The organism is Arthrobacter sp. D5-1 (genome assembly GCF_017357425.1).
Taxonomy (GTDB): Bacteria; Actinomycetota; Actinomycetes; order Actinomycetales; family Micrococcaceae; genus Arthrobacter.
This window is the reverse complement of the sequence record NZ_CP014571.1, coordinates 3,512,558-3,532,936: the sequence shown is the minus strand read 5'-3', so window position 1 is coordinate 3,532,936 and position 20,379 is coordinate 3,512,558. Positions and strand designations below refer to the sequence as shown.

General features: G+C 64.1%; 19 protein-coding genes. 10 read left to right on the top strand and 9 right to left on the bottom strand.

All coding sequences use genetic code 11. The features are described from left to right. Positions 1–145: 145 nt before the first annotated feature. A complete protein-coding gene (locus AYX22_RS16275) occupies positions 146–691 on the top strand; it encodes an acyl-CoA thioesterase (RefSeq protein ID WP_207594313.1) in 546 nt (181 codons plus the stop codon). Here the strand turns inward: AYX22_RS16275 and AYX22_RS16270 are convergent. The 3 genes from AYX22_RS16270 to AYX22_RS16260 are packed head-to-tail and all read right to left on the bottom strand — an operon-like array spanning position 688 to position 3,162. Next, positions 688–1,488: an ABC transporter permease subunit gene (locus AYX22_RS16270; protein ID WP_207594312.1), complete on the bottom strand. Its 801-nt coding sequence runs from the start codon at positions 1,486–1,488 to the stop codon at positions 688–690. The genes AYX22_RS16275 and AYX22_RS16270 overlap by 4 nt on opposite strands. Next, positions 1,481–2,488 (bottom strand): ABC transporter ATP-binding protein, encoded by a 1,008-nt coding sequence (locus AYX22_RS16265; protein WP_207594311.1) that lies wholly within the window; start codon positions 2,486–2,488, stop codon positions 1,481–1,483. The genes AYX22_RS16270 and AYX22_RS16265 overlap by 8 nt, the downstream gene beginning before the upstream one ends. A gap of 14 nt (positions 2,489–2,502) precedes the next feature. After that, positions 2,503–3,162: a TetR family transcriptional regulator gene (locus tag AYX22_RS16260; protein WP_207594310.1), complete on the bottom strand. Its 660-nt coding sequence runs from the start codon at positions 3,160–3,162 to the stop codon at positions 2,503–2,505. A 124-nt stretch (positions 3,163–3,286) separates the two neighbouring features. Between AYX22_RS16260 and AYX22_RS16255 the strand changes: the two genes are divergently transcribed. Both AYX22_RS16255 and AYX22_RS16250 read left to right on the top strand, forming a co-directional pair. Then, positions 3,287–5,197, top strand: a complete 1,911-nt coding sequence (locus AYX22_RS16255; protein WP_207594309.1) for a GDSL-type esterase/lipase family protein — start codon at positions 3,287–3,289, stop codon at positions 5,195–5,197. Between the two features lie 90 nt (positions 5,198–5,287). After that, a complete protein-coding gene (locus tag AYX22_RS16250; protein WP_089595875.1) occupies positions 5,288–5,665 on the top strand; it encodes a thioredoxin domain-containing protein in 378 nt (125 codons plus the stop codon). 106 nt (positions 5,666–5,771) lie between these two features. On the opposite strand, the gene AYX22_RS16245 is transcribed toward AYX22_RS16250, so the two are convergent. Continuing rightward, on the bottom strand, positions 5,772–6,050 hold the full coding sequence (locus tag AYX22_RS16245) for an antibiotic biosynthesis monooxygenase (protein ID WP_062073318.1): 279 nt from the start codon (positions 6,048–6,050) through the stop codon (positions 5,772–5,774). An 83-nt stretch (positions 6,051–6,133) separates the two neighbouring features. Here AYX22_RS16245 and AYX22_RS16240 point away from each other — a divergent pair, with 83 nt between their 5' ends. Continuing rightward, positions 6,134–7,810, top strand: a complete 1,677-nt coding sequence (locus AYX22_RS16240) for an AMP-binding protein (protein ID WP_207594308.1) — start codon at positions 6,134–6,136, stop codon at positions 7,808–7,810. 37 nt (positions 7,811–7,847) lie between these two features. On the opposite strand, the gene AYX22_RS16235 is transcribed toward AYX22_RS16240, so the two are convergent. The 3 genes from AYX22_RS16235 to AYX22_RS16225 all read right to left on the bottom strand — a co-directional run bounded on the left by AYX22_RS16235 (position 7,848) and on the right by AYX22_RS16225 (position 10,703). Further along, on the bottom strand, positions 7,848–8,660 hold the full coding sequence (locus AYX22_RS16235) for an ABC transporter permease (protein ID WP_207594307.1): 813 nt from the start codon (positions 8,658–8,660) through the stop codon (positions 7,848–7,850). Next, positions 8,660–9,628 (bottom strand): ATP-binding cassette domain-containing protein, encoded by a 969-nt coding sequence (locus tag AYX22_RS16230; protein ID WP_207594306.1) that lies wholly within the window; start codon positions 9,626–9,628, stop codon positions 8,660–8,662. Before AYX22_RS16230 ends, AYX22_RS16235 begins: the two co-directional genes overlap by 1 nt. Positions 9,629–9,731: 103 nt before the next feature. Continuing rightward, complete coding sequence (locus tag AYX22_RS16225) at positions 9,732–10,703, bottom strand: 3-methyladenine DNA glycosylase (protein ID WP_207594305.1); 972 nt, start codon at positions 10,701–10,703, stop codon at positions 9,732–9,734. Positions 10,704–10,833: 130 nt separating this feature from the next. Between AYX22_RS16225 and AYX22_RS16220 the strand changes: the two genes are divergently transcribed. The 4 genes from AYX22_RS16220 (at position 10,834) to AYX22_RS16205 (ending at position 15,209) form a co-directional block, all read left to right on the top strand. Continuing rightward, positions 10,834–11,226, top strand: a complete 393-nt coding sequence (locus tag AYX22_RS16220) for a VOC family protein (RefSeq protein WP_207594304.1) — start codon at positions 10,834–10,836, stop codon at positions 11,224–11,226. Positions 11,227–11,276: 50 nt separating this feature from the next. Then, on the top strand, positions 11,277–12,662 hold the full coding sequence (locus tag AYX22_RS16215) for a cystathionine beta-synthase (RefSeq protein WP_207594303.1): 1,386 nt from the start codon (positions 11,277–11,279) through the stop codon (positions 12,660–12,662). Positions 12,663–12,724: 62 nt separating this feature from the next. Continuing rightward, the gene (locus AYX22_RS16210; protein ID WP_207594302.1) at positions 12,725–13,894 is read left to right on the top strand and encodes a cystathionine gamma-synthase; all 1,170 of its coding nucleotides are present in this window, start codon (positions 12,725–12,727) and stop codon (positions 13,892–13,894) included. Positions 13,895–13,898: 4 nt separating this feature from the next. Further along, a complete protein-coding gene (locus AYX22_RS16205; RefSeq protein WP_242703358.1) occupies positions 13,899–15,209 on the top strand; it encodes a glycosyltransferase 87 family protein in 1,311 nt (436 codons plus the stop codon). Between the two features lie 31 nt (positions 15,210–15,240). Here AYX22_RS16205 and AYX22_RS16200 read toward each other — a convergent pair whose 3' ends face one another. Together AYX22_RS16200 and AYX22_RS16195 are read right to left on the bottom strand one after the other, a co-directional pair. Next, on the bottom strand, positions 15,241–17,379 hold the full coding sequence (locus AYX22_RS16200) for a phospholipase C, phosphocholine-specific (protein WP_207594301.1): 2,139 nt from the start codon (positions 17,377–17,379) through the stop codon (positions 15,241–15,243). 123 nt (positions 17,380–17,502) lie between these two features. Next, the gene (locus AYX22_RS16195) at positions 17,503–18,270 is read right to left on the bottom strand and encodes a peptidoglycan-binding protein (RefSeq protein ID WP_207594300.1); all 768 of its coding nucleotides are present in this window, start codon (positions 18,268–18,270) and stop codon (positions 17,503–17,505) included. A gap of 201 nt (positions 18,271–18,471) precedes the next feature. Here AYX22_RS16195 and AYX22_RS16190 point away from each other — a divergent pair, with 201 nt between their 5' ends. Both AYX22_RS16190 and AYX22_RS16185 read left to right on the top strand, forming a co-directional pair. Next, positions 18,472–19,002 (top strand): helix-turn-helix domain-containing protein, encoded by a 531-nt coding sequence (locus AYX22_RS16190; RefSeq protein ID WP_207594299.1) that lies wholly within the window; start codon positions 18,472–18,474, stop codon positions 19,000–19,002. Next, entirely contained in the window at positions 18,999–20,372 is a 1,374-nt protein-coding gene (locus AYX22_RS16185) for an MFS transporter (RefSeq protein ID WP_207594298.1), read from the top strand. Before AYX22_RS16190 ends, AYX22_RS16185 begins: the two co-directional genes overlap by 4 nt. Positions 20,373–20,379: the final 7 nt, after the last annotated feature.

Sequence of the window (20,379 nt, the reverse complement as noted above, 5' to 3'; positions counted from 1 at the left end):
GTTTCAGATATTCTGCATGGCTTTGATGAACCAGCGGTAAACGTTAGTGCAAACGTTGGACATAAAGCAGGTTATGGACTACCGGCCTGTCCATCATGCGGTCCACGCCTTTCGCCGGAAGTTACCCGCGGGTAACATTGTGGGCATGCATCTGCTTCTTCGCACCCTCATGCTGCTCTTCACTTCCTCCAAGCGCTCGCCCCTGGGTGTCTGGGAGGAGTCCTCCCTTCCCCTGAAAGTGCTGCCGACGGACATCGACATTGCCTTGCACGTCAACAACGGCATGTACTTTTCGCTGATGGACCTTGGCCGCTTCGACCTCATGGTCCGCAGTGGCATTTGGGCCAAGATGCGCAAGAAGGGGTGGACTCCGGTGGCTGCCGGCGAAACCATCGCTTTCCGCAAGTCCCTGCAACTGTGGCAGCGCTACACCATTGAGACCCGCATCATCGGCCTGGATACCAAAGCCATCTACTTTGAACAGCGGATGGTGGTGGACGGTGAAATCTACGCCCGTGCGCACATTGCCACACGACTGGTGGCAAAGGGCAAGCCCGTCACCCAGGAAGAAATCATCGCGGAGTTCGGTGCGCCTCCGGCAGGCCTCGAGTTGCCCCAATGGATCCATGAGTGGCGCGAGAACAATGCGCTCCCCGGAGCACGTCGCCCCGCCCCGCACGTCTGGAGCTAAACACCCACATCACGGTGCCGCAGCGCCACTGCTCCCAGGACAATAAGTACCGCCGAGATACCGAATAGGCCTGCGGCCGCTCCCCAATCAGCGCCGTTGGCTACCGGGGAATTGCCATACGCCCAGTGGTATGGCGAAAGGTTCAGCAACCATTCGACGTCCGGACTTTGCCGTCCCACTGCGTTGAACACATAGCCGAGGACAGCGACGGCGGCGCCCGCAGCGATCCCGTACACCTTCCTGCCGCTGAGCGCACCGGCGAAGAGCGCCGCTGTTCCGCTGAGAAGGGCAAGTGCGGCGAACAGCAGCACCGCTCCGTCGAGATGTCCGACGTCGATGCCCAGTTGCGCAGGCCCGTTCAGTCCCAGCACCATCAGGAAGACGAGGACGGAAAGGAACGCGATCCGAACCAGGATGGCGAGGGCGCGTTCCAGCACCACCTGCACGCGGGTCACGCTGTGGGCGAGAGTCAGCTCCAACAGCCCCGATTCTTCGTCTCCTCCCACCGCCGCCGCGCCCCAGCCAATGGAGGCCATGGAGGTCAGCAGGAAGCCAATCAGGCCGAACAAGGTGGCTTGTGTGTAGCCGGGGCCCGATGCGATCTGATCGTAGTTCAGGGCTTTGGTCATCTCGGCGGGAAGCGCGTTGATCAGGTCCTGCATCTGCGCGCTGCCGCCGATCGACGGGTAGAGCGGCAGGTACAGCATGCAGGCCGCCGCCAGGCCCAACGCCCAAGCCAGCGTGGAACGCCAGGAGTCGGTCAGGGCCTTGGTGAAGAGGGGCAGGATCCTAGGCACGGTGGGCTCCTTCCGCACGACGATGAGAGTCAGCCGAACCGGCACCGCCCGTGTCAGCAGCTGGTTCGCTGCCAGCGCCGCCGGTGTACAAGGTCAGAACGGCCTCTTCGAGGTCCGGTTCTTCCAGGACAAGGTCCGTCAGGTCCAGTCGCGCCAATGCCTGGACCAGGGGCCGGACGTGCCCGGATAGCGTCGCCCTTGCCACCACTGTCCCGACAGCGTGGCCGTCGGCGGGGAGTTCCCGCACCGCGACGTTGGCGATGCCCGGCACCCGGGCCAGCAGCGCCCCGACGTCGTTCGCTGCGGTACCGGTGCTGTTGAACCGGAGTTGCCGGACGGCCGCCATCCGTAGGGCCTCCACGGTGGACACGGTGACGATTTCGCCGTCGCGGAGGATGGCGACGGCGTCGGCTGCTTGTTGGACTTCACTGAGGACATGGGAGCTGAGGAACACCGTGGCGCCTGCGGCCACTGCCTCGCGGACCATGGCATGAAAAACCTGCTGGACCAAGGGGTCCAGGCCGCTGGTTGGTTCGTCCAGCACCAGGAGTTCGGGTTGGTGCTGGAAGGCCTGCAGCAACCCCAGCTTCTGTTTGTTGCCTTTGGAGAGTTTCCGGGTTTGGCGGCTCAGGTCCAGGTTCAGGCGGTCAGCGAGGTCGTTGACGTGGTGGGGGTCCACAGGGCCGCTGATGGCGGCAAAGTGCTCCAACGTGCGGCGGCCTGTGGTGCGGTTCTCCAAGTGGAGCTCGCCGGGCAGGTAGCCGATCCTTCGGCGAAGGGAGGTACCCGCGCGGCGGGGATTCTGTCCGAGAACCGAGATGGAACCCGCGCTGGGCCGGATGATGTCCAACAGGCAGCGCATGGTGGTGGTCTTGCCGGCGCCGTTGGGCCCGATGACGCCGAACACCGTCCCGGCCTCCACCGCAAAATCCAGTCCGTGGAGGACCTCGCGGTGACCGAACTTCTTGCGCAACCCCTCGACGACGATTGCCTGGGTCACGGGGCATGCTCCCTTCAGTGGTTGATGGTGTCTTGCTGCAAAGCGTCGCGGGCCGCCTCAAGGAACCGCGAATCGGTATAAAAACCGTGGGTGTAGATCTCCAGGGCGGGCAGCGTGAGCTGCCGCAGCAACCCGGGTCCGATTCCGTGGGGCTCCGGAGTGAATTCGCCCAGCGTCCTTGAGAGATGCCTGCCCAGCATGAGGATGGACAGGCTGTTGGAGGCAATCACGACGGCGGTGGATCGGACGTCGTTGAACTTCCGGATGGTTCCTGCCGCGATTCCGGCGTTGATGATGTCCTCTGTTTGCCTCACGACAGCATCAAAGAAGGCATCGCCGGCATCGGACTCGTCACTCAGTGATTGGCGGATGTAGGCGATCTCCTGGGCGTATTGTTCCGGGTGGTTGAGGTAGTCCTGGATCAGTTGGCGTGTTGATCCCGGGCGGGTCTTCTCGAGGCCCTGGCTGGCTGTTTGGGCGAGGACATGCTGGTCGCAGGCAGCGCGGAGGTTTTCTTTGCTGCCGAAATGGTGGATGACCAGGCCTGGGCTGACCCCGGCCAGCGAGGCGACGGCCCGGACCGTGGCGCGGGCGAATCCATCCCGGCCGAACAGGTCGATGGCGGCGTCGCGGATGCGGGCCCGGGTGGTGAGATCCTCTGCGCTTGAACGCATGTTTCAAACACTAAACATTTGTTCAATGTCCATCAAGTGGCAGGGTCATAACGATGTGACACCATTGGTTGGGTCGCCGGTGTTGAGTGTGCCGGCGTCGCAGATACTTGCCTCAGTGTTATTGATGGGGCAGCAGGTGGGGGTTGGCGAAGTGGGCTTTAACAAGACGGCCGTGGGGCCGGCGCGGGGTTGGTTTCTTGGCGCGGTAGCCATGGGGCTGCTGCTTCCTGGTGCGCTGGGTGCGGCACTTCCCGCGCAAGCCGCTCCCGCCCTCAGCACTTCCGTCCAAGCCTCAGTCCCGCTGGCTGTTCCGGCGGAGACCTCGACGCCGCCCCTTACTGGTGCGATCGGCAACCTGTACAACACCAGCGCGTGGGCACGAAGCGTGCTGCTCCGCCCCACCAGTACCGAGGAATGTTCCGGCAGCGGGAGCACCAGCGGTTGTGTGCAACGGTTTGCCGGCGGTGACATCGCCTGGTCCGCGCGTACCGGGGCGCGCGTGGTGGTCAACGGACCGGTCCGTACATCGTGGTGGGCTGCGGGCGGCCCTTCCGGATTTCACGGCTATCCAAAGACAGACACCACCACTGGGCTGCGCAACGGAGGGTCCAAGCAGACCTATGAACGTGGCGCCATCACGTACTCGCCGGGAACGGGTGCGCAGCGGACCAGCGGATCCATCCATCTGGCCTGGGGACGTGCCGGCTTTGAAACCGGTTACCTGGGCTATCCGGTTACCGGGGAAAGTACGGGACTGCGCGACGGCGGCGCCTGGCAGGCTTTCGAACGAGGCTTTGTGGTGTGGTCGCCGGCCACCGGGGCACACCCGTCCATGGGGGCCATCCGTGAACGATGGCGGAAAGCCGGCATGGAAGAAGGCGAGCTGGGGTACCCCGCCACGGATGAAGCCCTGGGCCTGAAGAATGGCGGCTCCTCCCAGCAGTACCAGCGCGGAACAATCATCTGGTCACCAGCCACCGGTGCCCGCGCATTGACCGGTGCCATCCGGAGCTACTGGTCCTCCACGGGAGGCCAAAATGGCGCCCTCGGATATCCGGTCGGTGAGGAAGTCCGGCAAAACACCTTTGTCTACCAACTCTTCCAGGGCGGCACGGTCTACTGGTCCGCGGCGACGGGGGCGCATTCCACCACCCACGGCGATGTCCACAACCGATACAACTCGCTGGGCGGAGCGGCCGGACAGTTGGGGCTTCCTCTCACGGACAAGCTTCCGCGTGCCGGCGGACTCGTGCAACAGTTCGTCAACGGCTGGCTGGTGTGGGGGCCGTCCACCGGGGCGCGTATCGTTGGACACCCCACCTATAAAGTGTGGTCCGCCAACCCGGGTGAGTTCGGCTGGCCCGTCCGCGACACCTGGATGGACGGACGCGGAACCCATGTGGCCTTCCAGAAGCTGGAAACCATCTGGAGCGACGCCACGGAAGAGCTCTATTCGGCCGAGGCCGTTGACGCATCCACTGTGGTTTTCCTGGGTGACTCCCAACTGGACCTGGATTCCTGGGGCGAGCAGGGTGCCCGCGGCGCAGGGTACCCACGCCAGGTGGTCCGCAGCATTGGCGGGCTCGGCTACGTTTCCGGAAGTCCCGCCGTCGGGGGTGGCTCAGCGACTGATGCGCTGGCGCAGGACCGGATCCTCCTGCCGCAGGGCAGCCCCGGGCTGGTAGTGGTAACTTTGGGCGGCAACGACGCCAGGATCGGCGCCACGGATGCAGCCATCCTGTCCCAAGCCAACCGGCTATGGGACGAGCTCCGGCGCAAGTACCCCCGCAGCACCATACTGGTCAACGGCGTGCTGTCACGGTACGACTCCAACCACGTCCAGCGCCGGTGGGTGGATGGCCTCGTGACCCGCGAAGCTGCACTTCGCGGTTGGCCGCGGATTTCCATGGCCGGTACGGCGACCATTGCGGGAGCGGCCGGCGACTACCTCGACGACACCCACATGAACCAGACCGGCCACAACAAGGTGGCGCCGCTGTATGCGTCCGCGCTGAAGCACGTGTTGGGCAAGTAAGGGAAACCGTGCTTTATTCCCGGTAACGCGGGAAGCGAACAGGGCGCCCCTCCACGGGACTTAGCGGGCAGGGTCGCGTACCGTGGAACCATGGCTACAGTTGACATCACTGGAGAACAGTTCGCATCGACTATCGAGGACAACGACATTGTCCTGGTGGATTTCTGGGCTGCATGGTGCGGCCCGTGCCGCCAGTTCGCGCCCACGTACGGGGCAGCTTCGGACAAGCACGCCGACGTCGTTTTCGCGAAGGTGGACACCGAGGCCGAACAGCAACTGGCCGCCGAAGCGGGAATCACGTCCATCCCCACACTCATGGCTTTCCGCGAGAAGGTCCTGGTCTTCTCGCAGCCCGGTGCCCTCAACGGCCAGCAGCTTGAGCAGGTCATTGAAGCCGTGAAGGGCCTGGACATGGAAGAGGTCCACGCCCACGTTGCCAAGGCGCGTGCCGAGGCGCAGGAAAACTAAGAACGAGCGGCGGTTTGGAACACTGAAACCGCTGGAAACGCAACGAGGTCGCCGGAAATTTCCGGCGACCTCGAGGCTTTAAGGCGTTTTCGCTGTATTGCGGTGATCAGAGCCGTTCGAGCTTGACGGGCTCAGCCAGCAAGGCGCTGAGGGACTCGTTCAGGTCCTGGACAGCGATGCCCTTGGAGTGCTTCTCGAGGAGTTCCTCGGATTCCCAGCGCTCCGTGAGGACGAGCTTTTCCTCGGTGGCCTCGGTCAGTTCATAGCGGATGCAGCCGGGCTCGTTCACAACCTCGTCGATGGCGATTTCCAGGGCGAGCTTCACGCGGAAGAATTCGCCGTCGTTGGGGATGAACGTGGCCTGCAGGTCAATGGGTGCACTCATGGATCCAACCCTACCGGCAGGACACGGCCCCCTTGGAGGTGGTTACGGTTCTGTTGCGCCCCGTCCCTTGGTAGCGTTCCGTCATGTTGTCCTACACTGCCGGAGACACTGACGTCCCGCTGCTCGAAGAGACCATCGGCGCCAATTTTGAGCGCATCGCCGCACAATACCCCTTGCGGGACGCCCTGATTGAAGCGGCCGCGATGCCGGGCGGGGAGGCCCGCCGCTGGAGCTATGAAAAACTGAACGACGACGTCAATCGCCTCGCCCGCGCACTGCTCGCTCTGGGTGTGGCCAAGGGCGAACGGATCGGTATCTGGAGCCCCAACTGCGCCGAGTGGACCATCCTGCAGTACGCAACGGCCAAGATCGGTGCGGTGCTGGTCAACGTCAACCCCGCTTACAGGAGCCACGAACTGGAGTTCGTGGTGCAGCAGAACGGCATGCGGATGCTGGTGGCTGCGCCTTCGGACAAGAACAGCGACTATGTGGGCATGGCCAGGAATGCGGCCGGAAGCTGTCCGGAACTCCGGGAGATCGTCTTCCTCCCGGGAAACCCTTTGCAGGAGTTGGCCGGGGGCGAACCGGAAGCCAACCACGAACTGACGTACGCCCAACTCCTGGCCCGGGCTGACGGCGTCGGGCCTTCCGCGGTTCAGGACCGGATGGCCGAACTTGACCCACACGACGCCATCAACCTGCAGTACACCTCGGGCACCACGGGCTTTCCCAAGGGCGCGACGCTGACGCACCACAACATCCTCAACAACGGACACTCCATCGGCCGGCTCCTGAACTACACCGAACGCGACCGCGTGGTGATTCCGGTGCCGTTCTACCACTGCTTCGGCATGGTGATCGGGAACCTGAATGCCCTCAGCTTTGGTGCGGCCACCATCATCCCCAGCCGCGGATTCAATCCGTCGGCGGCGTTGGAAGCGGTGCAGGACTTCAGCGGGACGTCCCTGTACGGGGTGCCCACCATGTTCATTGCGGAACTGGCTTTGGAGGACTTTGGCTCCTACGATCTCTCGACGCTGCGGACCGGCGTGATGGCCGGCTCGCTGTGTCCCATGGAAGTGATGCGCAGGGTCATCGACGAGATGCACATGGTGGATGTTGCCATTTGCTACGGCATGACTGAGACCTCGCCTGTGTCCACCATGACCCGCGCCGGGGACACCCTCGAACACCGGACCAGCACGGTGGGCCGGACCATGCCGCACCTGGAGAGCCGCATTGTGGACGCCGGCTCGGCAGAGGTGGTCGAGCGGGGCGTGATCGGTGAGCTGTGCACCCGGGGCTATGCGGTCATGAGCGGCTATTGGGGTCAGCCGGACAAAACTGCGGAAGCGATCGACGCCGAAGGATGGATGCACACAGGCGACCTCGCCCGCATGGATGAAGAGGGGTACGTGGTGATCGAAGGCCGCATCAAGGACATGGTGATCCGCGGTGGCGAGAACATCTACCCGCGTGAAATCGAGGAATTCCTGTACTTGCATCCCTCCATCCAGGACGTGCAGGTGATCGGCGTTCCGGATGACAAATACGGTGAGGAACTCATGGCGTGCATCATCCTCAAACCCGGGGCTGCGGCCCTGACTGCCGGGGACTTGGCCGAGTACTGCCGTGGGAAGCTGGCGCACTACAAGATTCCCCGCTATGTGGATGTACGCGACAGCTTCCCCATGACGGTTTCCGGCAAAGTTCGGAAGGTGGACATGCGGCAGGAAGCAGTGAACCGCCTGCAGCTGTAAAAGGCGCTGACGCTTCCGCCCATGGGCGGAAGTACACCTAGTTGGTGTTCCGACTGATGGTCCGGATTCCCACGGCAAGTCCGACGCCGGCAGTTGCCACAGCGGCTACGAGGCCCCAGAACGTGTCCATCCCAATGGTCCCGGAGAAGAGTTCGCGTTCGGCATTGACGAGGTAGGTCAAGGGGTTGAACAGGCTGGCCACCTTCATCCACCCCGGGCCCGCCTCGATGGGCAACATGATCCCGGACAGGATCATGAGCGGGAAGAGCAGGGTTTGCTGGACGCCCCAGAAGATCCATTCCTTGTTCTGCGAAACCAAAGCCAAAGCGTAGGACAACGCGCCGAGTCCGATGCCGAAAATGCCCAGGATCACCAGCCCCAGCAGGACGTGCATGGGGTGGAACACGAAGCCGAACGGGATGCACACTACGGAGATCAGCAAACCCTGCACCACCAAGGGGGCCCACTCCTTCAGGGCCCGGCCAATCATGAGCGAGGACCGGGACAATGGCGTGGCCAGGATCCGCTCATAAGAGCCGGTCATCAGCTCATACTGCAGGTTGGACCCGGTCATGGATGTACCGAACAAGGCGATCATCACCACCACGCCCGGCAGGAACCACTGGAGGGTGGACTGGCCGCCGAAAGCCGGAGCGCCCACTGCCGCACCCAGGAGCGGACCGAAGAGACCCAGGAACACCAGCGGTTGGATAAGGGAAAAAATCAACGAAAACGGATCCCGCAGGGGCAGCAGCATCTCCCGCCAGAACACGAACCAGGTGTCCGTCACAATGCTTCCGGCACCTCGCTTTTGCACGGCGACTCCCGGCGCCACGGCTTGTTCAATCATCAGACTTCAGCTCCTTCCCGCAGGCTGCGGCCAGTCAGTTCCAGAAAAACGTCGTCCAGCGTCGGTGGTTTCAATTCCAGCGACTGGGCGGGAGCGCCGGCGTCGTGCATGTCCTTCAACAACCCGGGCGCCAGCCGGGAACCGTGGGCCAGCCGAAGACGGAAACGGACCACGCCGTCGTACGCATTTTCCTGGATGTCGCCCTCGGCGGCGGCCCGGCCCAACAGGCCGCGGACTTCTGACGCGGAACCGGCCGCAACTTCCACGGCCATCAGGTCTCCGGCCAGGTTCGCCTTGAGCCGGGATGCGGTATCGTCCGCGATGATGGTGCCGTGGTCGATCACGATCACGCGCTCGGACATCGAATCGGCCTCGTCCATGTAATGCGTGGTGAGCACGATGGTGGTCCCGTGTTCCTCGCGCATCCGCATGATGTGCTCCCACAGATTGGCTCGGTTTTGTGGGTCCATCCCGGTGGACGGCTCATCGAGGAACAGCAACCCGGGGGAGTGCATCAATCCCAACGCCACGTCCATGCGGCGGCGTTGTCCGCCCGAGAGCTTGATGACTGTTCGTTTGGCGAGGTCGGCCAAGTCCAGGGAGGCCATGAGGGTTTCGGCGCGGGCCTTGGCATCGGTGGTGTTCATACCGTAGAAGCGGCCCTGCATAATGAGTTCGTCGATCACGCGGTAGCTGTGGCCGCCGCCGTTGCCCTGGCCGATGTAGCCGATCCGGGCACGAACGCCTGCGGGGTCCCTGGCGACGTCTACGCCGGCAACGGTGGCTGACCCGGAGGTGGGCTTCAGCAGGGTGGTGAGCATGCGCAGCGTGGTGGATTTACCGGCTCCGTTGGGGCCAAGGAAAGCGACCAGTTCGCCGGGACCCACATCAATGTCCACGCCCTTGACGGCCTCTACGGTTTCCTTTTTCACGGTGAACGTTTTGGTGAGTTTTTTCGTGTGGATCACGGTGGCTCCAAGGAGGGCTGGTGATGGCTCGTAGACGCCACGCTATACCCGTGCCTTCGGCCAGTCCACGGCTCTGCGGACAGCTCCCGTCCGCAATGAAAAGTCAGTGCCGGCGATGATCCTGAACGGTCATCCGTGGACCGAAAGTGGGTTTGCGGAAGCCACTTAAATAGAGCATTCTGACCAGCCGCTGCCTCTGCCCGCGCCACGGTTCGAGCAATTCCAGCATGCCGGCGTCATCCGTCTTTTGGCCCGTCAGTGCGTAGCCCACGTACGAGGCCAGGTGGTAGTCCCCCACGGAAATCGAGTCGGGGCAGCCATGCGTCCGTTGGACCACCTCGGATGCGGTCCAGATGCCGATCCCAGGGATGGTTTGCATCCTGGCGCTCGCCTGCGCTGAGTCCAGGCCTGCCAGCCGTTCAAGCGCTGCGGCGGACTGCAGCGCCCGCATCACCGTCGCCGAGCGCTGTGGTCCAACCCCGGCTTTGTGCCACTCCCACGACGGGATGGCCAGCCATTCCCCGGCGGTGGGAGGAACCAGCAGACCTGCGGGGGCCCTGCCCGGGGCAGATGTTCCGTAGCGATACATCAAGTACCGGTACCCGCGACGTGCCTCCAAGGTGGTGACCTTTTGCTCCAAAATGGTGGGCACCAGGGAGTCAACCACGCGCCCGGTGGAGGGCAGCCGCAGAGCCAGGTTCCGGCGTCGTGCTTCTGTGACAAGCCGTGGGAGCGTGGCATGGAAAGCGGGCTCGTCGAAGGCCGACCAATCATCATGGGCGCCCAGCAAGCGCGGCACTCCAGCAATGGCGTCCCGGGCACCGGGTCCCCAGGCCTGGGCGTCCACAAACGTGTCAGGGCCCACCCCGCCTGCGGATAGCCTCATAGTGACCGGGCCAGACGCTGCGGTGAAGGCCATCCAGAAACCGTTGGCGTGGGCGGCGAATGACGGATCAGCGTTGCCGCGCATCAGCGGAAACATGGTCTGGTCCAAGCGGAAGGCACCGCCCGGATGCCACCTCACGGCTGCGTCTGCCGCGGCCGCAACAACGGGCGGGGCGTCTGCGATGGTCATGTTTTCATGGTCCCACGTCCGGCTGACAATCATCTGGCTGGACCCCTTACGACGGCGGCCGCCCGGGTCTAGACTCCCTGATGTGGCGTGGGTGGGCCGCGCCACATCCCAGGTACAAGGAGCGCGAATCGTGGCCGCAATAGTGCATTTCGAGATTCCCACGGACGACAAAGACCGTGCCAACACCTTCTATGAAAGCGCCTTCGGCTGGAACCTCAGCCCTATGCAAGGGATGGACTACACCATAGCCATCACGGCACCCTCCGACGAACAGACCGGTACGCCGAAGGAGCCCGGAGCCATCAACGGGGCACTGTTCCCGCGGACGGACGCACTGAAGACACCTGTGCTCACCATCGACGTGGACAACATTGATGCAGCGCTGGCTCAGGTGGAGTCTGCTGGTGGCAGCGTGGTCCAGGCCAAGGACGCCGTCCCCACCATGGGCTGGTATGCCTACTTCAAGGACACTGAGGGCAACGTCCTGGGTGTGTGGCAGACCGACACCTCCGCCGGCACGTAGCCAGGGGGCCGAAGCAAGCCCGGCACCTGGCAGGCGGTAACTTTGTACCTATGAAGTACGCCCAGTCCGTGTTGGACCTCATCGGCAATACCCCGCTCATCAAGCTCAACCACGTCACCGAGGGCATCAAAGCCACCGTCCTGGTGAAGCTCGAATACGTTAATCCCGGCGGATCCATCAAAGACCGGATCGCCGTGAAGATGATCGAGGATGCGGAAAAAGACGGCCGGCTCCAACCGGGCGGAACCATCGTAGAGCCGACGTCGGGCAACACCGGGGTGGGATTGGCACTGGTAGCCCAGCAAAAGGGCTACAAGTGCATCTTCGTTGTGCCGGACAAGGTGGGTGAGGACAAGCGTGCCGTCCTGCAGGCGTACGGCGCCGAAGTAGTTGTCACGCCCACGTCCGTGGCCCCTGACAGCCCGCAAAGCTATTACGGCGTTTCCGACCGCCTCGTCAGCGAGATCCCTGGCGCCTTCAAGCCGGACCAGTTCTCCAACCCCGCCGCCCCCGGCAGCCATTACGAGTCCACTGGCCCGGAAATCTGGCAGGACACCGACGGCCGGGTCACGCACGTGGTCATCGGCGCCGGAACAGGCGGCACCATCACCGGCACAGGCCGCTTCCTCAAGGAAGTCTCCGCGGACCGTGCAGAGTCCGACGGCGGCCAGGTCAAGATCATCGGCGCGGACCCGGAAGGTTCGGTGTACTCAGGCGGCACCGGCCGGCCCTACTTCGTGGAGGGCGTAGGCGAGGACATGTGGCCCGGAAACTACGATCCCTCCGTTCCGGATGCCGTCCTTGCAGTCTCCGATGCCGACTCTTTCTCCATGACCCGCCGCCTTGCCCGCGAAGAGGGCCTCCTGGTGGGCGGCTCGTCCGGTATGGCCGTGGTGGCTGCACTGCAGGCTGCCAAGGACCTGGATGAGTCAGCTGTCGTGGTGGTCATCCTCCCGGATTCCGGCCGCGGCTATCTGGCCAAGATCTTCAACGACCAGTGGATGCGCTCTTACGGCTTCCTCTCCGGCGGCGAAGAGTCCTCCGTGGGGGAGGTCCTCAAGTCCAAGACGGGCGAAATGCCGGACCTGGTCCACATCCACCCCAACGAGACCGTCCGCGATGTCATCAACATCATGAACGAATTCGGTGTCTCCCACATCCCGGTCCTCTCACAGGAACCACCCGTAGTCATGGGCGAGGTCGTGGGAGCTGTGGACGAGCGAAGCCTCACCAGCAAACTGTTCCGTGGCGAAGCGAAGCTGTCGGACAAGATCTCCGAACACATGGGGGAACGGCTGCCCGTTATCGGCTCACTGGAGACCATTTCAGCCGCGCGTGAGCTGCTGTCCGACGTCGATACCGTCATGGTGACCTTCGCAGGCGCCCCGGTAGGTATCCTGACGCGCCACGACCTTCTGGCGTACCTGAGCAACTAGGCGCCGGCGCCGGTCCAACCCCGGCGCCTATCCAATCGTCCAACGACCCAAGAGGAGCTTCCATGTCTGCCACCAACAACGCCGGGTTCAACACCCGCGCCGTCCACGCCGGACAGGCCTTCGAACCCCTGACCGGTGCTGTGGTGCCGCCGCTGCACTTCAGCTCCACCTATGCCCAGGACGGCATCGGCAACCTGCGGTCCGGGTACGAGTACGGACGCGGCGGCAACCCGACCCGCGACGCCCTCCAGGAGCAGTTGGCCGCCCTCGAAGGGGGTACCGCAGCGTTTTCCTTCGGCTCGGGCCTCGCTGCCGAGGACTCATTGATCCGTGCGATCGCCCGCCCCGGTGACCACATCGTCCTGGGCAACGACGCTTACGGCGGCACCTACCGCCTGATCAACCGCGTCTTGGGCGACTGGGGCATCGGCAACACCCCCGTGGACATGTCGGACCTCGACGCCGTGGCAGCAGCTGTCGCCGCTAACAACACCAGGATTGTCTGGGTGGAGACGCCATCCAACCCGATGATGAAGATCACCGACATTGAAGCCCTCGCCGCCGTAGCGCACGACGCCGGTGCCCTCCTGGTGGTGGACAACACCTTCGCGTCTCCCTACTTGCAGACCCCGCTTGCCCTGGGTGCTGACGTGGTGGTCCACTCCACCACCAAGTACATCGGCGGCCACTCCGACGTCGTGGGTGGCGCGATTGTGGTCAAGGACGATGAGTTGGCAGAGAAGATCGGCTTCATCCAGTTCGCGGTCGGTGCGGTTTCCGGTCCCATGGATGCTTTCCTCACAACCCGCGGACTGAAGACACTGGGCGTTCGCATGGACCGTCACAGTGACAACGGACAGGCAGTGGCTGAGTGGCTGCTGCAGCGTCCCGAGGTGGAAGCGGTGCTCTACCCCGGCCTCCCTGACCACCCCGGACACGAGCTTGCAGCGAAGCAGATGAAGAAGTTCGGCGGCATGGTCTCCGTTCAGTTCAAGGGTGGCGAGGCAGCGGCACGCACCGTCGCCGAATCCACCTCGGTGTTCACGCTGGCGGAATCCCTGGGTGGCATCGAGTCCCTGATGAACTATCCGTCGGAGATGACCCACGCCTCCGTGAAGGGCACCGAACTGGCGGTTCCGGTCAACCTCCTGCGCCTTTCCTGCGGGATCGAGGAAGCCGAGGACCTGATCGCCGACCTAGAGCAGGCCTTTGCCAAGATCAGTAACGGCTGACACTGTGGCTTCTCCTTCACACCCGGTTTCACAACCAGTGGTTTCCACCACCAAACGCGGCTGGATCTTCACGGTGGCCGGCGCGCTGACCCTCATGGTCGCCGTGTGGTTCCTGTATACGGACTACGAACCGTTCCTCAACGACTTCGAGGTCTACTACTACGGCGGCGGCAAGGTCCTCGAGGGTGGCGACCTCTACGCGGTGCGGGAAGGCTTGCCGTTCACGTATCCGCCCTTCGCTGCGCTGCTCTTTACCGGGTTGGCAGCCATGGGCTTCTTCGCGGGCAGCATGGTCTTCATCCTTGCTGCGCTGGTGGGTGCCGCCGTGGTGGCTGCCTGGCTTGCAAGGCACTACTTCGGCCTGTCGATGTGGCGGGCAGCGTTCGCAGACTACCGCTTCAGGACCACGGCCCTGGTGGGTACGGGAGCCATCCTCCTCCTGGGACCGTGGCGTGACACGTTCGTTTTCGGGCAGATCAACATCATCCTGATGGGGGTGATCCTGGTTGATTTCCTGCTCTACACCAAGGCCAGGGCCGGTGCCCTCCGCTGGCCCGCCGGCCTGCTGATCGGCATGGCCGCGGGAGTGAAGCTCACTCCGCTCGCCTTCGGCCTGTACTTCCTGGTGCGCCGTGACTTCAAGGCCCTGGCCTGGATGGCCGTGGGCTTCTTCGGCTCGATCGCACTGGCCTGGGCTGTTTTGCCACAGGCGTCGCTTGCCTTCTGGACCAGGATCCTGCCGGACACCGGCCGGATCGGTGGACCGGCGTATGTGGACAACCTCTCCCTGAAGGGGATGCTGCTGCACTTCGGCATGCCGGATTCATCCATCACCAACGTGGTGTGGCTGGTCCTCTCCTTGGCCGCGGTGGTGCTGGCTGGACTCATCATCAAATGGGCCCTGGACGCTGACGAGAATTTCATCGCAGTATCGGCCACAGCCATCCTGATGCTCCTGATCAGCCCGGTGTCGTGGTCCCACCACTGGGTGTGGGTTGCAGTGGCCCTGCCCAGCATGGCTTTTGCGATGCACCGGGTTCCTTCCCGCAGCGGACGGATGCGCACGGCGGGCTGGGTCATCGTGGTGTGCTCCACCATCGCTTTCTACATGACGCCCAAGAACCTGGCCGTCTGGGCTGGGGCGGCCGAGTGGGGCAAGGACCCGCAGACACAATGGCAGCTCATCATTTCCAGCCTGGGCGTGGTGTGTGCCATTGCCATGCTTGTGTATTGGGCCCTGGCGTACCGTCCATCCCGGACGGGTGCCCTCGAATCCCGCGCGCGTTCGCTTTCCTCACCGCTCAACGGCGAGTGAGGCGCCCGGGCGCGGGATCCGCTGGCCGGACCTAGCCCGAAATGCCTTCCTGGCCGTCTTCCTCACGGCCGGTCAGGCGTCGCCGGAACGTCGCATCGTCAGCTGACGTCACCTGGATGTCGTACCAACCTCCCAGTGTTTCCCAGCCGATCTTCTTCGTGTGCCCCGGCTTGAGCTTCACGGTGTCGGCGTTTTCGGTGTACTGCAGTGATTCCAGCGCCAAGGTCACGGTCGCGGTGCCGTTGTTGCGCAGCTCCAGTTCCACCGCTTTCTTGCCGCGGCGGCCAGCCAACTCGACGTCGACGCCGGACGCCGCGCCCGCCGTCGTGCCTTTCAGTTCGTATTGGTAGCGGTTGGGGCCGGTGACGATGACATCAAAGGTGCCGGCGGCCACGGGGAGGTCGAGGTTCTGGGTGCCGAGGACGTCGATGTGCCTCGGCTCCGTGACCTCGCCTGCATAGCCGTAGACAGTGAAGTGCGTGGAACGGGAGCCGCTGTTGCCCAGTGCCAGGGTGACCTTTCCGGACTGGACCGCTGCCGAAACCTTCGGCCGGTAAGGAAGTGGCCGGGCAGGGCGGGTTCCGGTTTCCTGGAGGGGCGCTATCTGGACCGTCGGAGGATTCGGGCGCCAGCGGCTGATTTTGGCAGGTACCGCGCCCGGGTGCTCAAGGGCGGGCGGCGTGCCCGGGCTGGCGAAGTTGAAGACGCCGGTCAGGTCGCCGCAGACCTCGCGGCGCCACGGCGAGATGTTCGGCTCCTCCACACCCGTCCAGCGCTCCAGGAAGCGGAGCACGGAGGTGTGATCGAAGACCTCGGAGCTGACGTAACCGCCCACGGTCCAGGGTGAGACGACGGTCATGGGCACGCGGGGGCCAAGTCCGATGGGCCTCGCTGTGGTCCATTCAGTGGATTCGCCTGACGCCGGGCGTGGCTGGACAGGAGGCGGGACGTGGTCGAAGTAGCCGTCGTTCTCGTCGAAGTTCAGGAAGATCGCGGTGCTGTCCCACGTGTCAGGGTTGCTGGCCACGGTGTCCAGGAGTCGGTAGACGAAGTTGGCGCTGCCTACAGGAGTGGATGCTCCCGGGTGTTCGGAATCGGCGGCTGACGGAACCAGCCAGCTGACCTGCGGCAATGTTCCTCCGGTGATGTCTGCACTGAGGCGTTCCAGGAGAGTATCGGGACGCCCGCGCCACATGGCCTTGTCGAAGAGCGACCTTTCAGCCTCTGTAAGAGCTGCGCGGCCCTGCTCCAGCTGGGCGAGAAGGCGGTCCTGTTCGGCGGCAGACTTGCCTGCCAGCTTGTCGTAGAACTCCTCGGTGGTGCGCAGGTTGCCTTCCACGGAGCTGAGCATCTTCCGGCCGATCGCCTTGAAGGTCTGGAAGTACTCCACGGCGTTGTCCGTAAAGTTGTCCCAGTCCTGGTAGATCTTCCACGAGACGCCGGACTGTTCCAGACGCTCGGGGTACGTGGTCCAGTCGTAACCACCGTGGGCATAACCGTAGGCGGCGTTCGTCACCGCACGCGCGGTGCTGCCCGGCTCGGTGCCTGTTGTGCCGCTCCACAGGTAGTTGCGGTTGGGGTTCGTGGAGCCGTTGACGGAGCAGTGGTAGGCGTCGCAGATGGTGAAGGTGTCCGCGAGCTCGTACTGCAGCGGGATGTCCGCACGCTCGTAGAACGTCATGGTGGAGGCACTCTTGGCCGGAATCCACTTGTCGCACCAGCCGTTGTTCCACGCCGTTGTGGTGCCGGCGAAGGAGTGGTCGAGGTCGCCCAGGTACTGGATGTCGGAGCCGGGCCTGCCTGCCAGTTCAGCGGCCTTGCGCAAAGAGAAGGGGAGGACGGTTTCGCCGGTTGCGCGTGGCTGCTCGAACATCGACGTGCCGCTGCGCAGTCGGGCTATGGATTTATCCCCATAGCCACGGACGCCGCGCAGCGAGCCGAAGTAGTGGTCAAAGGAGCGGTTCTCCTGCATCAACACGATCACGTGCTTGATGGACTGCAGGTTTCCCGGCGGGACCGGCTTGGCCATGGCGGCCTGCACCGAGGGTGGCAGCAGGGATCCCGTGGCTGCCAGCGCCGTCGCTGCAGCTGCCGTGCCGAGGAAGCCGCGGCGGGAGAATCCTTGCGCTTCGGTTGAACGATTAACCATTTCAGGGGAGTTCGAGGACATTCAGGAGTGCCTTTCGTGGTCAGAGATGACCGGGTAAGCCTAAGCAGCCTGGATGAACCTCGGGTGAAACAGGGGCAAACCGGCGGGGTGTGTCGCGCAGATCACACGGCAGCCGCCCAGCCCCTAGTTGAGGGCGATCACCAGCATCTGGTTGGTTCCCGGGATGCAGGTCTGCAACACAGCCTTGGGAAAGCCGCCGAAAACTGCTGAGACGTCACTGGTTGTCCCGCCCAGTGGGACCTGTCCACGCGCGTGCGCCGTGTAGGTTCCATAACCGGCCAATGTGACCGTTTGGCCCACGCCGATGCCGGAGAACCGGTCCCATCCGCCGCAGTAGTCGTGCTCGGTGATGAACACCGCGAAGGCATCGGTCGGGGTGTAGTGGACCGGGCCGATGCACGCGTCCACCAGCTCCTGGCCGCCCGATCCGGCAATGTAGATGGTCCGGGCGGCCAGCTTGGCTGGTGCCGGGACCGGTTCGCTGACGGGTGGGACATATTCCGTTGGTGGAATCACGACGGCGGGTGGCTCGGGTGCGGCGGGTGGGTCGGGTACGGGAGCAGGGGCCGCGGCGGGTGGTGGAGGCGCCGGGGCAGGAGGTGCTTCCTTGGGCGTGGCACGTTCCGCCGGTGGGCTCACGAGGGCGGGGGCGACTTGCCGCTCAAACGATGCTGCCTCGAGAGCCATGGAGGATCCCGGGCGCGATAACTCCGGGCGCGTTGCCGGAGCAGCGCTTTGACCGGAGAGCGGCGGCGTCATGGCGATGGCTGCAATCATGGCGCCGGCCAGCACCAAGGCCTTGAGGGTACTGCGCGGCCCTGACCGGTGGAACCGGAGCAGTGTGCCCGTCGGCGGCGTTGTGTGCGGTTCTGGTTCGCCCTGCAGAGTCATGGGAACTCCAAGCGGGAGTGGATCCGCTGTGAAAGCCGGAACGGATATTCAGGAATCCCCAGACACTTTCGATTGTAGGAACTCCCGGGCCGATATGAACCGGATGCGGATACTCGTCTTTCCGGCGTGCACTACTTGGTTGCGCGTCACGAAGGACGACACACCGTAGCTTTCTTGAGAAAAGTCAGCTACTTTGTCCCCATGCCTCTTCGCTCCGACTGGTCCGCCCGCACGTGCAGCCTGGCCCGCGGGCTCGATGTCCTTGGCGACCCTTGGGGAAGCCTGGTCCTCCGCGAAATCTTCTTCGGCAACGGCAGGTACGAAGCCATTAAGCAACGATTGGAGGTTGCGGACAACGTCCTGAGCAAACGGCTTGGCTGGCTGGTTGAGTCGGGTCTGCTGGACCGGCGCCCCTATCACGACGGCACGCGCACCCGGCAGGAATACGTCCTCACCGCCAGAGGCGAAGACGCGCTCCCCGTCCTGAACGCCATCATCATATGGGCCGAGAAGAACCTGGACGCACCCAACGAGGTGTCCCACATGAAGGTGGTCCACACCGACTGCGGTCAGTCAACATCCTCAGCCGATACCTGCACTCACTGCGGCACCGCGCTGACTGCCGCCAACACCAGCTGGCACAGCTTGACGCGCAGCGAGCATCCGCTGCCACTGGCCGTCGCGCCGGAAACCCGCCTGCCCCCATCCCCTGAAACGGAGATCCCCGCATGACCCCGCCCGAAAAGACAGACCAGGACAAACCAGCGGGTGCTCCCACCGGCAGGCGACGCCGGATCCACCCCGCCTGGATCGTGGCAGCGGTGGCCTTCCTGGCGTTGGTAGGGGCAGCAGGATTCCGTGCGGCACCCGGCGTGCTCATGGTTCCGTTACAGGAGGAGTTCGGCTGGTCAACCACAGTGTTGTCGCTGGCCGTCAGCATCAACCTGGTCCTGTTTGGCCTGACGGCGCCATTCGCGGCAGCGCTCATGGAACGCTTCGGCATCCGCAAAGTAACCTCGCTGGCGCTGTGCCTCATCGGTTTGGGGTCGGCCCTCACCGTGTTCGTGAACCAGTCCTGGCAGATCCTGCTGACCTGGGGTGTGCTGATCGGCCTCGGCACAGGCTCCATGGCCCTCGTGTTCGCGGCCACCATCGCCAACACCTGGTTCGCCAAGAGCCGTGGACTGGTGATCGGGATACTGACCGCCGGGAGTGCCGCCGGGCAGCTGGTGTTCCTCCCCTTCATCGCCGCCCTCGCCCAGAACCCGGGGTGGCGCGGGGCCTCGCTCCTCATCGCCGCCGGTGCGCTCGCCGTGGTGCCGCTGGTGCTGCGCTGGTTGCGGAACTCACCCGCCGACGTCGGGGTCCTGCCGTACGGCGCCGAGGAACCCGTGACGCGGGAGCCTCGTGCGCACGAAGCTGACCCTCAAACAGCCGACGCCGGAGCAACTACGACGGCGACGAAGGATTCCGCGAACGCGGCTGTCCGTGCCTTGCAGGTCCTCAAACGGGCCAGCAAAGTCCGCACCTTTTGGGCCTTGGCGGCGGGCTTCGCGATCTGCGGAGCAACCACCAATGGACTGATCGGCACGCACTTCATTCCGTCGGCCCACGATCACGGCATGCCCGAGACCACAGCGGCTGGCTTGTTGGCCGTCGTCGGGATTTTTGACATTGTGGGGACCATTGCTTCCGGCTGGCTGACCGACCGGTTCAACCCCAAGGTGCTGCTGGCGGTGTATTACCAATTCCGGGGAATCGGGTTGCTGGTGCTGCCTTTGCTGCTGGGCTCGACCGTGGAGCCGAGCATGATCATTTTCGTGGTGGTCTACGGGCTCGACTGGGTTGCCACCGTGCCTCCCACCGCAGCCATCTGCCGCTCGGTTTTCGGCGCCGACGGCTCCGTGGTCTTCGGCTGGGTGTTTGCTGCCCACCAGCTCGGAGCCGCAGTGGCAGCACTGCTGGCAGGATTCATCCGGGACGCCACAGGTCATTACAACTATGCATGGCTGGGTGCGGCTGCCATGTGCACCGTGGCTGCGGTCATCAGTGCCACCATCCGGAAGGACGCCGTGAAGAAAGAGCCCGTGCAGGTTGCCTGACGCTGCG

Excerpts from the sequence above, each read along its gene's own strand:
- AYX22_RS16235 (WP_207594307.1), bottom strand. The coding sequence starts at position 8,660 with ATGATTGAACAAGCCGTGGCGCCGGGAGTCGCCGTGCAAAAGCGAGGT.
- AYX22_RS16240 (WP_207594308.1), top strand. The coding sequence starts at position 6,134 with ATGTTGTCCTACACTGCCGGAGACACTGACGTCCCGCTGCTCGAAGAG.
- AYX22_RS16245 (WP_062073318.1), bottom strand. The coding sequence starts at position 6,050 with ATGAGTGCACCCATTGACCTGCAGGCCACGTTCATCCCCAACGACGGC.
- AYX22_RS16275 (WP_207594313.1), top strand. The coding sequence starts at position 146 with ATGCATCTGCTTCTTCGCACCCTCATGCTGCTCTTCACTTCCTCCAAG.
- AYX22_RS16215 (WP_207594303.1), top strand. The coding sequence starts at position 11,277 with ATGAAGTACGCCCAGTCCGTGTTGGACCTCATCGGCAATACCCCGCTC.
- AYX22_RS16210 (WP_207594302.1), top strand. The coding sequence starts at position 12,725 with ATGTCTGCCACCAACAACGCCGGGTTCAACACCCGCGCCGTCCACGCC.
- AYX22_RS16255 (WP_207594309.1), top strand. The coding sequence starts at position 3,287 with ATGGGGCAGCAGGTGGGGGTTGGCGAAGTGGGCTTTAACAAGACGGCC.
- AYX22_RS16195 (WP_207594300.1), bottom strand. The coding sequence starts at position 18,270 with ATGACTCTGCAGGGCGAACCAGAACCGCACACAACGCCGCCGACGGGC.
- AYX22_RS16200 (WP_207594301.1), bottom strand. The coding sequence starts at position 17,379 with ATGTCCTCGAACTCCCCTGAAATGGTTAATCGTTCAACCGAAGCGCAA.
- AYX22_RS16185 (WP_207594298.1), top strand. The coding sequence starts at position 18,999 with ATGACCCCGCCCGAAAAGACAGACCAGGACAAACCAGCGGGTGCTCCC.
- AYX22_RS16250 (WP_089595875.1), top strand. The coding sequence starts at position 5,288 with ATGGCTACAGTTGACATCACTGGAGAACAGTTCGCATCGACTATCGAG.
- AYX22_RS16225 (WP_207594305.1), bottom strand. The coding sequence starts at position 10,703 with ATGACCATCGCAGACGCCCCGCCCGTTGTTGCGGCCGCGGCAGACGCA.
- AYX22_RS16190 (WP_207594299.1), top strand. The coding sequence starts at position 18,472 with ATGCCTCTTCGCTCCGACTGGTCCGCCCGCACGTGCAGCCTGGCCCGC.
- AYX22_RS16260 (WP_207594310.1), bottom strand. The coding sequence starts at position 3,162 with ATGCGTTCAAGCGCAGAGGATCTCACCACCCGGGCCCGCATCCGCGAC.